The sequence below is a fragment of the Paraburkholderia lebeckiae genome (genome assembly GCF_014201005.1).
GTDB classification, from domain to species: Bacteria; Pseudomonadota; Gammaproteobacteria; order Burkholderiales; family Burkholderiaceae; genus Paraburkholderia; species Paraburkholderia tuberum.
Genome location: NZ_JACHDK010000011.1, coordinates 164,435 through 177,911, shown reverse-complemented (window position 1 = coordinate 177,911; position 13,477 = coordinate 164,435). Strand labels below are relative to the sequence as shown.

Sequence of the window (13,477 nt, the reverse complement as noted above, 5' to 3'; positions counted from 1 at the left end):
GATGCGTTCCGCGCCGCGCGGTTCGCGCATCAACGTCGTGTCTTCTCCTGCCCCGACATGGCCGCGTCATCGCGCGCGGCGCCGCGCAGCTCACGCGGCGTTGCACCGAGCAATCGCGACATCCAGTGCGCCATATGGCTCTGATGCGCAAAGCCCGTTTCGAGCGCGATCTGGCTTGCGCTGAGGCGTCCCTGCAGCAGCAGCGTTCGCGCGCGCTCGACCCTGCGCTGTACCACGTACTGATGCACGGGCACACCGAGCGTGTCGCGAAACAGCGCCTTGAAATGCGGCACGCTCAGTTGCGCCTGCGCGGCGAGCTCGTCGAGCGTCAGACGCTGATCGAGATACGCGTCGATAAACTCGATCACCCGTGCGGCCGTGCGCGGCGCGAGCGTACGCCGCCGGTTGCCCGGCATGGGTTCGACGCCGATCAGACGCACCAGCATCGCCGTACACAGACTTTCGGCGTAGAGCGGATCGGACGCATCGTCCGCTTCGAGCTCCGCGCGCAGCGCCCAGGCGAGATGCTGAAAGCGCGGATCGCGTATCTGGAAGCGCGGACGCAGCTGCGCGTCGGCCGAGTTCAATGCGAGTTGCTCGACCGTCCGTCGCGCGAAGTCCTCTGCAAACCAGACGCTGAAAATCGTGCAGGCGGCGTCATCGTTCCACTGACCTTCGAGCCCCGCGGGAATCACGTCGGCGTCGCCGTGCGCCTGAATCCGCGTGTGGCGGCGCGCATCGCACAGACAGCGCGCGGTCACCGGCGCACCAACGTGGACGCCCACGCGATGATGGCGAAACGCGGGCATCCGATGCAAACCGGCCGACACGTTGACCAACTCCGCACCGAAGCCTTGCCAGCCAAGCGCCCTGCTCGTGCGCACGGCGATGCGCGAGCCGCTGTGCGGCGCAGGCGCTGGAATCGGGGTGACGGCATTCATCGCTGGTCTCCTGAGTGAGCTGAACGACGGCGAGATGCCTGCATTGTGCGGCGTTTTTGGCAGGTTCGCCGGCGTGACGGAATCTCGTAGCTCGCGAACAGGCAACGCGATTCGCGCGACCTGCGCGGCAGCGGCGTAAAAAATCATCCAGATCTGCGCAAAGTCATCCAGATCTGAGCGCCTCGCGAGTACCGCGTCCCTACCATCACGTCATAGCGATCCTCAAAAGGAGCACAACATGTTCGTCATTTTCGGAGCGACCGGTCACGTGGGACACGCGAGCGCAACCGCCTTGCGTCGCGCGGGCCACCAGGTACGCGCGGTGGTGCGCGACGCCACGCAAGCCGAAGCGCTCGCGGCAATCGGCTGCGAGATCGCGATCGCCGACCTGAACGACCCACAGCTCGTCGCGCGCGCGATCGACGGCGCGCAGGCAGTGCAATGGCTCTGTCCGGTGCCGCGAGCGCATGACGATCCCGCGGCCGCCATGCCGCGCATCATCGACGCGGGCGTCGCGGCTTTGCGCATGAGCGCGCCACCGCGGCTCCTCGCGCTGTCCGACTACGGCGCCGAGCACGCGGATGGCACCGGCATCACGACGCTGTTCCACAACCTCGAAACGCAGTTGCGCACCGTCGCGTCGTCGCTGATCTTGCTGCGCGCCGCCGAGCACATGCAGAACTGGGCACGCGTGCTGCCGGTCGCGCTCGGCCGGGGCGCGCTGCCAAGTCTGCATGATCCGCTCGACAAGCTGTTTCCGACCGTCGCGGCGCAGGACGTCGGCGAGCTTGCCGCGCAGTTGCTGCTCGAGGAAGGGCCTTCGCGCGCGACGCCACGGGTGGTCAGTATCGAAGGGAAGGAGCGGGTAAGCGCGCTCGACGTCGCGCGTACCTTGGCGGAACTGTCCGGGCGGCCGGTTATCGCCCACCGGGTGCCGCGCGACGAATGGAGTGCCGTGCTGCGCGGCGCCGGGCTCGGCGAGCGGCACGCCCAACTGATCGTCGATCTGTACGACGCGCACAACGCTGGACGCATCGACGTCGAGGCGAATATCAGCGAGCGACGCTTCGGTGCCACGACGTTGCGACAGGTATTGGGGGCGCTGCTATCGCGCGTGGCCGGTGCGGCAGCGGCGGCGCGGTGATCCGCGTGGATGTCCGGCAAACGGACGGCGTGGCGCGGCACGAACAGCGTCGAAGGCGTTCAACACTGGAGAGACAGCATGCAGACCTGCCCGTTGCGTCGCGCATCGATGTAGCGTCAACACCGCCAACGCACCCGAGCTCACGCGCCGAGCGCTGGCTGCGCGTAGCGATAACGCTATCGAGCTTCATGGGGTGGCGCGCGCTTGCGAACCTGCTCGCCGCGATTCCCGACAGCAATGACGATTTCGGCGTGTTCTAGCTTCTCAGTCATGAGCCGCGGGCGGGTCAAGCGGCGCTGAAGGTGCCGCCGTGGTGGCAAGCACCGCGCCGCAAGCTGCCACCAACCCGCTTATCGAGCCGGTTTACTCGTTTTCGTCGAAGTAATGCATTGGCCTTGCCCAGCAACGCTGTTCGATGAAACCTACGCCAAAACCTACGCCACATATGCCGTGGAATTCGCCGCTCAGGGGTGGCGCACAGCTTAGTTCTCCCTTCGTAGTCCCCGAACGGGTCGAACACGCTTGATCTCCCTTATATGGTTCGCCATCGATAGGGCAAACTGCCGGCCGTTAATCCGATTCTGCTTCTCAAGTGCAACCACCCGCTTACCCGTGAGATCGAGTTCGACATCGTAACCCGCGACTCGCGTCACTGCCTCTGCAAAATCATCGAGGCCCGAGCGGCGGTATTGAATGCCGTAGGTCCGCGCGAGCCGCTCAACAAACTTCCCGACGTTTTGGGTTGGCAGCTTGTCAACGTCTGTACGTAGCCTCGGGGCTGCGCCCGGTTGCGGCCTTTCGAGTTGACTGACATACCGCACCATGATGTTGTCCCAGCCAAGCTCCCTGGATCGCCACGTCAAGCACCTCGACGCGCAGTTTCCCGAGCGCCCAGATCCGGCGCATGGCGTAGGTCGTCTCAAAAGGCGAAAAACCTACGTCCTCGCTGCCGGTTCGGCTACAGGAAGGTTCGTCGATCGGCGAAGAGTCCGCCCTTGTCGTTGAGTACACTTGCCGTCGGATTGCAGCAGTGTTACCTGAACAGGTATAATATGCCAATGATCGACAAAGAAAAACCTCTCGAATGGATTGCGAGCAGCTATAAGGACCTAATGGCGTTGCCGCCCGATGTGCGCCGGCGTTTCGGTTACGCGCTGTCATTGGCACAGATGGGCGACCAGGACGACGCGGCAAAGGTGCTCAAGGGCTTCGGCGGAGCCGGCGTGCTAGAGGTCGTCGAGGATGATACCGGCGGCACGTACCGGGCCGTCTATACAGTGAAGTTCGCAGAGGCGGTGTTCGTGCTGCACTGCTTCCAGAAAAAGAGCAAGAGTGGGATCGCCACGCCGAAAGGCGACATGGACATCATTCGCGCTCGGTTGAAAGTGGCCGAAGCACTGGCACAGGAGCTACGAAATGAAAAAACGAATCATTGAAGGCGTCGAGGTTCAGCGCGGTTCGGGCAATGTCTATGCCGACCTTGGCTTGCCCGATGCAGAAAAGCTGAAGATCAAGACCGGTCTGGTAATCGAAATCAGAAAAGCCATGCGTGCCCTTGGACTCACCCAACAAGCGGCGGCGAAACGCATGGGCATTCCGCAACCGAAGGTGTCGGGCATGATGCATGGTGACTTCACCAACCTGTCCGAGCGCAAGTTGATGGACTGCTTGAACCGGCTCGGCTACGACATCGAGATCAAGGTACGGCCGGCCACCGAACCGATCGGGCATCTCACGCTCGCGGTCGCTTGATGCGATCCGCTAATCCGCCGCACCTCGGCGAAACGCGAAACGCTGCGCGAAGACGTATTGCCCGAACTAGGGCTCACGGTCACGGAAGCAGCCGAGCAGCTTGGCGTGACGCGCACTGCTCTGTCGCACGTGTTGAATGGCCATGCTGCGATCTCGCCCGAAATGGCATTACGTCTGGAGCAATGGTTGGGCATCGAGAATGGTGTGCGCGCCGACTTGTGGATTGCTCAACACGCAGCCTACGACCTTTGGCCGGCTCGCCAGAAAGGCGTGCCGCACGTCGAGCGAGCCCCTCTCGCCGCCTGAGACGGGCGGCGATGTCAAAATCCTCAATCCGTCTATGCTGTCGAGGGGGAATCGAGTTCCCGTAAGGCGCGCTGCAAAATTCGGCTGTGCTCGCTGTTCGGGCTGCCGTTCGGTCCGCGCGGATCGTCCAGCAATCGCTGGAGCAAGGCCCTGATCTCGGAGACGTAGGCGGACGCCCACGGCTGAGCGAATGCAATCGCCGGAATCAGGGCGCTGTACTCTGCGTAATCGTTGGAGCTGATAGCGGAGACGACTCTTGCGGCAAACAGCTTCGGCTCGACCTCTGCGTCGACGCTCACTCTGACGAGATCAGCGCACGCCTGATCGAAAACTCGGCTGACTTCCCATCCCTCTTCGGTCGTACGTTCATATACGGTTCCGGCGAGCGTGAAAAACTGCCACATCAGATCCGGCGCAAGCTTCGGGGCAGCCCGGGAGACATTCGAGACAATGGCGGCGCGCATGGCCTCGAGTTCTCTAGCCAGTTCGTCAACTTGTTCTGCGTCTAGGAACGACGTATGTTCGCTTAGGTCGCTGATCCACCGGTGAACGGTCTCCGACACGTTTTCTTTTTTTTGCGCGGACAGTTCGAATTGCAAGCGACGCCGCATGCACAGATTCATCATCGCCGCCTCGGCCAGCAACGTCGCAAGGCGTTCCGGTCCCAGGGTGACCAAGGCTTTGACATCGATCGGATTTTCCTCATTCGACATCGCTGCTCCTGCTGAACGAAAGCATCTGAGGCCGTAATCGGCCGGAATAGAATAGTCCACGCCTCCGGCCAGCACATCGAATCCAGTCGGCAAACCGTCCCTCCATATCGACGATCATTCTCCATTGATCGAGGCGGTGGTTATGCGATAGCCCATCGCCCTATAACCTCGTTGCCGCCTATCCCACATCTTCCGCAGAGCTGGGTGGCCCGCGTCGACGAAATCGATAATGCGCACGTCCGTCTTATTGGCATGCTCGCGATGCAAGCGTCCGGCGTATTGCTGCAGCGTACCTTTCCAGGAAACTGGCATCGCAAGCACCAAGGTGTCGAGCGGCGGATGGTCGAAACCTTCGCCGACCAGTTTGCCGGTGGCCAGCAGAATGCGAGAGGCGTCGGAAGGCAAGGCGTCCAAGTCGGTTATCAGCGCCGCTCGTTGCTTCTTGGACAGCCGACCATGCAACACAAACGGTGCTGGCACCACGCCTTCGAGCGCGCGAAGGATTGCGTCGATATGGTCGGTACGCTCGGTCAGCACAAGAACCTTGCGACCGCGTTCGACGGCGGCGCTGATCTCGGCGGCAATGGCCTCGGTTCGCGTCTGGTCGTTGGCGAGGTGCCGAAACACATCTTGAATGCCTGCATCAGCCGGCAAATCGATGGGAGCAGGCATCGAGCGAGGCACCACCTCCAAGTCGTCAGGCGCACCGGCCGGCTTGGCTGCCGTGTATCGGATCGGCCCGCATTGCATGAAGATGATCGGCTGCTGCCCATCGCGGCGAATGGGCGTCGCGGTGAGGCCCAGCACTAACTTCGCCTTTGTTCGCTTCAGGATGGCATCGAACGACACGGCACCGACATGGTGGCACTCGTCTACGATCACGTGCCCGTAGTTCTCCACCAGTGGATTCACCTCGCCCTGCCGCGAGACCGACTGCATTACAGCGATATCGATCACCCCCGTCGGTCTAGTCTTGCCGCCACCAATAGTACCAACCAGGCCCTTGCCGACACCCAGGAATGCCTGCAAACGCTCCTGCCATTGCTTGAGCAATTCGGCGCGATGCACAAGAACCAACGTATTCACGCCCCGACGTGCGATCATCGCAGCGGCCGTGACGGTCTTGCCGAACGCAGTCGGTGCGCAAAGCACACCAGTATCGTGGTGTAGCATCGCCGAAACCGCTGCCTCCTGATCGAGACGCAGCGTGCCGGTGAAACTGACATCAATCGGCGTGCCAGCGAACCGCTCGTCGTTCAAATCGCAGCGGATGCCGTTACCTGCCAGCAATTCGGCGACAGCTTCGAAGCAGCCACGCGGCAACGCGATGTGCTGCGGATAATTCTCGGCGCACCCAATGACGCGTGGCTTATCCCACACCGACATCCGCATTGCTTGCGCCCGATTGAACTCGGGGTTCTGAAAAGCCGCAAGCCGGATCAAACGATTGACCAGAGACTGCGGCAGTTGCGCCTTCTCGAAATAGACTTGGTTGGCGAGTGTCACCGTCGACGAACCCGGCATCTTCCCAGCCAGTTTCTTCGTGGGCGTGCTGCTCCGATTCCACGGCGTGGACAAGTCCTCATCGTCAATGAACGTCACATCCAGCGGATGAGTGCTTCCGGTAGCTCGCAGGATTGTCGGCTCTATGTCTTGAGGTGCCATCGGCTCGATCGAGGCGAGGAACGCCCATTGATCAGCATAGGGATGCAGATCGGTATCGACGAAAACGCAGCATCCGCTCTCACGCGACCGTTTCTGCAACGGCAACGCGATCAGATTGCCAAAGCCGCCCTTTGGCATCGTGTCCTGATTCGGGAACAAGCGGTCGTAGGACGAAAGCTGAAGCTGCCGGGTGCGGGAACAGGTGTGACTAATGATGGCCGTCCCCAGGCGGCGGGCATCGCGGGCAGACACCTTGGCCGAAAAGAAGATCCACGCGTGTGCCCCTTGCCCTGAACGCGAAATCTCCAGTGCCACGGGAACGCCCAATTCATGGCAGGACAGCACGAACGCTCGAGCATCGTCCCGCCACTCGGCCTCGTCGAGGTCGACTGCCAGGAAGTGGCAGATGTCATCCTCGAGCAAGGGATAAACGCCGACGGTGTGCCCGCCAGCAAGGTGATCGTAGATAACCGCGTCGGAAAGCGGTAGCAGGAGGCGGTTGCCGCAATCGCCGCATTTGATGCGCGGCTTCTCGCACACTCCGGCGCGCCATTCATTCGCACAAGCCGGCGTGTAGCCGGACTTGCCAGTGGTCTTGCTCTCCCATCGCACCGGATAGACGTCGGTACGGCCGCGAAACAGCTTGCGGAAGAGCGTAACTTTTTCATCGGTGGACATGCGCGAGAACCCCACCGTCTCGGGAATGTTCACGGTTTGAGGTGCAGGCGCCATTCGATGCCGTGGGCATCCAGTAGCGCGATCAGACGAGCGTTCTCCGCTTGCAATGCCGCCATGAGATCGCGGTCAGTCATCGACCTCATACTCGGCAAGCAACTCGTCCATGGCGTCGCCGACGCCATACCCGAAGTTATGGCTCATGCGACGGACTGCGTCCAACCGAGCAAGAAGTGCTGGTCGGCAGCCGTCAGGTAGCGCGCTGACGGTCTTCAGCGCCTGATCGAACATGCGCACCAACGCGTCAAAGTAGCCCTCATCCTGCAAGCCCACGTCATCGCTGAAACCAGCAGCGCACTCACAGTAGAAAATCATCAGCTCCGCCAGCCCCTCAGGCTGGCCGATAGCCTTCTTGTAGTCAGAGATCGCCTTCTTGGCCTTGGCGACCGAGGTGCCCTGATTCTTGAACACATCCGGCCACAGCCAGCGGTCGACCGCAGCCTTGTACGGCTTCAGCACATCGCCGCCCAGCGCGAAACGTGCATGGAGAAACGCCTGGTTGTCCTTGCTGGCGCCGTACAAGTCCTGAATCAGTCCAAGCAGGCCGGAGCGATCGAAGTCAGTGAGTTTGGATTTGACGTCAGTCCACGTCGGATTTGGCTTCTTCGATGAGTTCAATACGCAAACTCTCTTGTGTACGTTGAGTGTTGGCTCCCGACGGATTCTACTCGCAACGAATCGGGCGTGAGCCCGTACAGCATCGGTTGATCTCCAGTCCGCGAACGCAATGATCCCTTTGTCAAAGAGCAGCGTCTTGGCGATGCACGGAAGATTGCCGATCCGATTCCCGGCGTCGGTTTTTTGGGAAAAAGGACACATGGCGTAGGTTTTCGCACAACGAGGAAAAAACCTACGCCGGCGTCGTCCGTAAAACATAGGACAGTGAGCGGAAACCCATCGCCCGAGTGTTTAGATCTGAGCAACCAATCTCTTTTAAATCAATCGACTACGAACAACGACCGTACCGCTTTTCACGAAGCGGGCATTACTCTCGGTCATTATTGTAGTAATGGGAAACGCCCGCGCCGCCAGATCGCCATGCGCCGAAGAAAATCTTTATATATCAAACGACTACGGCGCACCACCCAAGCCCAGATGGACTGTCTCCGTCCAAGCCGAAGCTACTCATTCTCGTCGAAGTAATGCCCGAACTTCAGCTGCTTCGTGCGGATATACCGCTCGTTTTCCTCGCGCATCGGAATCGCGAGCGCAACACGCTCGCACACCGGAATGCCGTGCTTCGACAGCGTGTCGAACTTTTCGGGATTGTTACTCATCAGCCGCACCGACGTTACCTTCAGCGTGCGCAGGATGCCCGCGGCCGAATCGTATTCGCGTGAATCGTCGGGCAGGCCGAGATCGAGGTTGGCTTCGACGGTATCGCGCCCCTGCTCCTGCAACGCATACGCGCGGATCTTGTTCGACAGACCGATGCCGCGTCCTTCGTGGCCGCGCAGATACAGCAGTACGCCGCAACCCTCCGCCGCGATATAGCGCAGCGCGAGATCGAGCTGCTCGCCGCAGTCGCAGCGATAGGAGCCGAGCACGTCGCCCGTCAGACATTCCGAATGCAGGCGCGTCAGCACCGACGACTGGTTGGCGACATCGCCCATCACGAGCGCGAGATGTTCGGCGCCGCTGTCGACCACGCGAAACACATAGGAAGTGAACGTGCCGTAGCGCGTGGGCAGCGTGGCGGTGGCGTCTAGCACGACGCATTCGCCGGTGACGGCGCCGTCCGCTGCGGGCAATGGATCCTGAGACGTGAGCATGGCGTTGAACAATGGTGCTGGCATGAACCCGGTCGAGCCGGGGATAAGGTGTGGACTGCGAGTTTACCGCTAATCCGCTTGCAGCACGTGGATGCCCCTTTGCGGGCACGGGACGCTGACCCGCGACAAGCCACGCCAGGCACACGCGGATCACGCGAAACACGAGCCCGAGACCCGAAACAAGCCCGCGCGGACCGCGCCAATCCAGCGCGCGTCGTCCGGCACGCCCGAGGTATTCCCGGTGTACCGCGGGCGCACGTCGCGCCTATACTGGTATCGCCTGTCCCTCACGACCGTGCGCCACTTCGGCGTGCTGCATTGCGAAACGGAGCCGCTCCATGACAAGCGTTGCACAGCTTCTTAAAACGAAACCGAACCCCTCCGACGTCTACACGATCGGCGCCGACGATTCTGTCTACGAGGCGATCCGGTTGATGGCCGAGAAAAGCATCGGCGCGCTGGTGGTGACGGACGGCGACAGCATCGCCGGCATCGTCACGGAGCGCGACTACGCGCGCAAGATCGTGCTGATGGACCGGTCGTCGAAGGCGACGCCGGTGCGCGACATCATGAGCAAGGCGGTGCGCTTCGTTCGTCCGGACCAGACGACCGAAGACTGCATGGCGCTAATGACCGAGCGGCGCATGCGTCACCTGCCTGTCATCGACAACGAGCGGCTGGTCGGCATGGTGTCGATTGGCGACCTCGTGAAGGACATCATCGCGGAACAGCAGTTCACGATTCAGCAACTCGAGTTCTATATTCACGGCGAACGGCTCTAACAGGCAGCACGGCTTTCGCTGAGCGACACCGCATCGATCATCCGCGCGGGACCAGACGCAAAAAAAGCCCAAACCTCGAAGAGCTTGGGCCAAGCTACCTTGCGGCAGCGGAGGTTCCTTCGGAAAGAGGAACGCAACGCGCGCGGATGACACGCTCGCGCGCGCATGAGTGCGACGCACTCGGTTGAAACGGTTGAAACAGTACCGGGTATGAAACGCTGTGTGCGCCGTCAAGCGACGCGCACACAGCTTCTGCTGCCTGCTTAGTTACCGAAATAGACGCTCTTCGGGCCGCTCATCGGCTGCTTCATGCCGCCCGCTTGGGTCGATCCGCTCATTGGCGCGCCGTAACCGCTGGTATCAGCGCTCGGCTGGGTTTGCGCGACGGCCGGATTTTGCGCTTGCACGCGCTGCTCGGCGGCCTGGACGTCGGCCGGATAATTCGGGTCGCTCGAGGTTGATGGGTTATAGCCTGCGTGTTCCAACTGGATCAGTTCGCTACGGACTTCCGCGCGGGTGACCGGCTGCTGGCTCGACTGCGCGAACGATACGACCGGCGCGGCGACAACGGCTGCAATGGCAACTGCCTTGATCAGCGATTTCATGATGACTTCCCTCCAATGTGGTTTTAACTGCATCGCCGACACCTTGCTGTCCAGCGAATGAATTCAGTCTAGCCACCGCACGGCCAAGGGAAAACCCTTAATTACGAGATAGAAAATTGCTCAGTTCGCAACAAACTTCGGAAATATCATGGAACCGCCTTCGTTAGCATGATCTTCCGGGTAACAATTGCCCGGATCATCACCTTTGCGTCTGATATTTCCCAAGTACGTCTGATCGAAGAAAGAATTCGCCTGCCCGCACGCCGAAACGTCTGAATCGATCTACGCGCGTAGCTGCGACTCATGCGCCCGAATGCGGAATCGTCAGTAGCTTGCGCGGGCCGCTGACGAACGCGCTGCCCGGCTCGAAAAATCGCAACGGCCGGTGCATCTCGCGCGACAAGCCGATGCGCGTCGTCACGCCGATCGGCGCGTCGCCAGTCTCGATCACGCCGATCCATAGCCCCCGCCCCGTACACAAATCGCGCCCGTCGAACGCCTGGCCGATGCCGAACGCCACCGTCAGCCGGCCGGGTCCGCGCGCGAGATCGCGCAGCGGCACGCCGGGACGGCGCGCTTCCATCACAGCAAGTCCTTCGAGCGGTTCGATCGCGCGCAGCAGGATGCCGGCGCCGACCTCTTCCGCTTCGGACGACATGTTGAGCATGTAAGACACGCCGTAGGTCAGCCGCACATAAGCATGACCGCGCGCGAGGAACATCGACCCGTTGTACAGACGACGTCCGATGAACGCATGGCTCGTCGAGTCGCCGAGCGGATACGCCTCGGTCTCGACGATGCGTCCGCTCAGGCGTCCTTCGGGCAGATCGTGCACGAGATATTTGCCGACCATGAAGCGCGCGAGTTCCACGGTATCGATCGGCAGATCCCCGCGGCGCAACGGTCGGATCGGAAGAGCTTCGTTTCGCATGCGCAGGGGGTCCTTGAGTCGGTGCTGAAATCGGTGCTGAAACCTATGGCCTCGCGACAAGCGCGCAGTCGCCCCACTCCCACGTCATCGACCGGCTGCGATCGACAAATTCGTTGTACCGAAGCCTCATTTTCTGCGCCATGGAAGTCAACATGGCACCAATTGTTGTATTGTGAGCATCCGGCCGGTCACACGGCCGTTTGCATGTTTCGGCGCGCGCTTCGCGGCTCGCTGAAACCGCGTGTCGGCTGAAAGCGTTCGCAGACTGCTGTACCTGTTCCATTGGCATTGAATCCCGCTGTACCCGCTGGTGTAAAAAAATCGACCCCATCCGGGGATCGACGTTCTACGACAACAGGAGATGGTTGAATGAAAGCATTCTCGGCAATCAAGATGATCGGCGGCGCGCTGGTCGTTCTCGCTTCCCTCAACGCGTACGCGCAAAGCAGCGATGCGGCCGCGACCGCAGCGCCGGCGGCAACGGCACCGACCGCCAAGCAGACTCGCGCGGCTAATCGCGCGCTGCAGAAGAAGGTCCGCGCGGCGCTCGCGCGTACGAAGGGCGTGACCGTCGGCAACATCACCGTGCGCGCACGCGACGGCGCCGTCACGCTGGAAGGCTCGGTGCCGGAACAGGCTCAGATCGAACTCGCGACGAACGCCGCTCAAGGCGTGGCAGGCGTGACGTCGGTGAAGAGCGCACTGTCGATCCGCGCGATGGGCCAGTAATCCGGTCGAACGGCCGAAGAAGTTGCGGTAATAGCAGCAAGCTGGCGTCGACGGCGGAAAGCTCCGCCGCGACGCCAATTCCCCTCCGATCCAGCGCTCGACACCATTGCCTCACGGTGCGGCCATCGCACCATCCGACGCGGCGATTCCCCGCACCCCCGAAACCGCGATATTTTTAATGCGCGACGCGCGTCGCGATGACGACCCGACCGCGTGGCGACGGCTTCTCGTGACGAGTTATCCCCAATAATTTAATAGCTTAACGTCACTTGTTAAGATATTACTTCAGGTTCACACACGCACCGAAAGGAAGGCCGCATGACTTCGTCCGCGACCGTCTTGCCTCGTTGGACTCTCGTCGCGCCGATCGTTAGCTGGATCGTGCTCGGCGCCGCCTACGCGATGCCGGGCAATACGCTGCTGCTCGCACTGGCCGGCGTGTCGCTATGCGCGGCCGTGTTTGCCGCCGTGCATCATGCCGAAGTGGTCGCCCATCGCGTCGGCGAGCCGTTTGGCACGCTGGTGCTCGCGGTCGCCGTCACGGTGATCGAGGTGGCGCTGATCGTCTCGGTGATGCTGACGTCCGGTCCCGAGAAGGCCGGCCTCGCGCGCGATACGGTATTCGCGGCCGTGATGATCGTCTGCAACGGGCTCGTCGGGCTGTGTCTGCTGGTGGGCGGCATCCGCCATCTGGAACAGGACTTCCAGAGCCGCGGCGCGGCGGCCGCGCTGGCGGTGCTCGCGTCGCTGTCGGTCCTGACGCTCGTGATGCCGAATTTCACGACCACCAGCCCCGGGCCTGTGCTGTCGCCGTCGCAGCTCGCGTTTGCCGGTGTGTCGTCGCTGGTGCTGTACTGCGTGTTCGTGTTCGTGCAGACGGTGCGCCATCGCGACTACTTCCTCGCCGGCGTGCCCGACGAAGACGTCCATGCCGAGCCACCCGGCGCGCGCCTCGCAGCCATCAGCGGCGCGCTGCTGCTCGTGAGCCTCGTCGCGGTCGTGCTGCTCGCGAAAGTGCTGTCGCCGGTGGTCGAGTCAGCGGTGCTGAGCGCGGGCGCGCCGCCGGCGGTGGTCGGTATCGTGATTGCGTCGCTGGTGCTGTTGCCGGAAGGACTCGCGGCGCTGCGCGCAGCGCGCGCCGACCGTCTGCAGACCAGCCTGAACCTCGCGCTCGGCTCGTCACTGGCGAGTATCGGCCTGACCATTCCCACCGTCGCCGGCGTGTTCCTGTACATCGGTCAGCCCATCGTGCTCGGCATCGATGGCAAGGACATGGTGCTGCTCGCGCTCACGCTGGTGGTCGCCACGCTGACGCTCAGCACCGGGCGCACGACGATTCTGCAAGGCGCCGTGCATCTGTCGCTGTTCGCGGCTTATCTGTTTCTGTCGTTCGCGCCTTGAC

At 61.9% G+C, this 13,477-nt stretch carries 13 protein-coding genes and 1 pseudogene; 7 read left to right on the top strand and 7 right to left on the bottom strand.

Annotated elements, in window-relative coordinates; all coding sequences use genetic code 11:
* Positions 1-29: 29 nt before the first annotated feature.
* Positions 30-941, bottom strand: a complete 912-nt coding sequence (locus tag HDG39_RS22000; protein WP_184008552.1) for an AraC family transcriptional regulator — start codon at positions 939-941, stop codon at positions 30-32.
* 238 nt (positions 942-1,179) lie between these two features.
* Between HDG39_RS22000 and HDG39_RS21995 the strand changes: the two genes are divergently transcribed.
* The 4 genes and pseudogenes from HDG39_RS21995 to HDG39_RS21980 all read left to right on the top strand — a co-directional run bounded on the left by HDG39_RS21995 (position 1,180) and on the right by HDG39_RS21980 (position 4,143).
* Positions 1,180-2,085 (top strand): NmrA family NAD(P)-binding protein, encoded by a 906-nt coding sequence (locus tag HDG39_RS21995; protein WP_184008550.1) that lies wholly within the window; start codon positions 1,180-1,182, stop codon positions 2,083-2,085.
* A gap of 1,058 nt (positions 2,086-3,143) precedes the next feature.
* Positions 3,144-3,521, top strand: a complete 378-nt coding sequence (locus HDG39_RS21990; protein WP_184008549.1) for a type II toxin-antitoxin system RelE/ParE family toxin — start codon at positions 3,144-3,146, stop codon at positions 3,519-3,521.
* Entirely contained in the window at positions 3,502-3,837 is a 336-nt protein-coding gene (locus HDG39_RS21985) for a helix-turn-helix domain-containing protein (RefSeq protein ID WP_184008547.1), read from the top strand. The genes HDG39_RS21990 and HDG39_RS21985 overlap by 20 nt, the downstream gene beginning before the upstream one ends.
* Positions 3,834-4,143: pseudogene (locus HDG39_RS21980) on the top strand (HigA family addiction module antitoxin). Before HDG39_RS21985 ends, HDG39_RS21980 begins: the two are co-directional and overlap by 4 nt.
* A 32-nt stretch (positions 4,144-4,175) precedes the next feature.
* On the opposite strand, the gene HDG39_RS21975 reads toward HDG39_RS21980, so the two are convergent.
* From HDG39_RS21975 to ribA, 4 genes are all read right to left on the bottom strand, one after another.
* Complete coding sequence (locus HDG39_RS21975) at positions 4,176-4,856, bottom strand: DUF6880 family protein (protein ID WP_184008545.1); 681 nt, start codon at positions 4,854-4,856, stop codon at positions 4,176-4,178.
* A 114-nt stretch (positions 4,857-4,970) separates the two neighbouring features.
* Positions 4,971-7,232: a TOTE conflict system archaeo-eukaryotic primase domain-containing protein gene (locus HDG39_RS21970; protein WP_311667000.1), complete on the bottom strand. Its 2,262-nt coding sequence runs from the start codon at positions 7,230-7,232 to the stop codon at positions 4,971-4,973.
* A 93-nt stretch (positions 7,233-7,325) separates the two neighbouring features.
* Complete coding sequence (locus HDG39_RS21965) at positions 7,326-7,874, bottom strand: hypothetical protein (protein WP_184008543.1); 549 nt, start codon at positions 7,872-7,874, stop codon at positions 7,326-7,328.
* 503 nt (positions 7,875-8,377) lie between these two features.
* The gene (gene ribA, locus HDG39_RS21960; RefSeq protein ID WP_018420895.1) at positions 8,378-9,028 is read right to left on the bottom strand and encodes a GTP cyclohydrolase II; all 651 of its coding nucleotides are present in this window, start codon (positions 9,026-9,028) and stop codon (positions 8,378-8,380) included.
* Positions 9,029-9,366: 338 nt separating this feature from the next.
* Between ribA and HDG39_RS21955 the strand changes: the two genes are divergently transcribed.
* Positions 9,367-9,810 (top strand): CBS domain-containing protein, encoded by a 444-nt coding sequence (locus HDG39_RS21955; protein WP_184008541.1) that lies wholly within the window; start codon positions 9,367-9,369, stop codon positions 9,808-9,810.
* 263 nt (positions 9,811-10,073) lie between these two features.
* On the opposite strand, the gene HDG39_RS21950 is transcribed toward HDG39_RS21955, so the two are convergent.
* Both HDG39_RS21950 and HDG39_RS21945 read right to left on the bottom strand, forming a co-directional pair.
* Positions 10,074-10,415: a DUF4148 domain-containing protein gene (locus HDG39_RS21950; protein ID WP_184008612.1), complete on the bottom strand. Its 342-nt coding sequence runs from the start codon at positions 10,413-10,415 to the stop codon at positions 10,074-10,076.
* 301 nt (positions 10,416-10,716) lie between these two features.
* Entirely contained in the window at positions 10,717-11,346 is a 630-nt protein-coding gene (locus tag HDG39_RS21945; RefSeq protein ID WP_184008539.1) for a DNA-3-methyladenine glycosylase, read from the bottom strand.
* Between the two features lie 369 nt (positions 11,347-11,715).
* On the opposite strand from HDG39_RS21945, the gene HDG39_RS21940 reads away from it, so the two are divergent.
* Together HDG39_RS21940 and HDG39_RS21935 are read left to right on the top strand one after the other, a co-directional pair.
* Positions 11,716-12,075: a BON domain-containing protein gene (locus tag HDG39_RS21940; RefSeq protein ID WP_184008537.1), complete on the top strand. Its 360-nt coding sequence runs from the start codon at positions 11,716-11,718 to the stop codon at positions 12,073-12,075.
* Positions 12,076-12,393: 318 nt separating this feature from the next.
* Positions 12,394-13,476, top strand: coding sequence for a calcium:cation antiporter (locus HDG39_RS21935; protein WP_018420890.1), 1,083 nt, complete (start codon positions 12,394-12,396; stop codon positions 13,474-13,476).
* Position 13,477 lies beyond the last annotated feature (1 nt).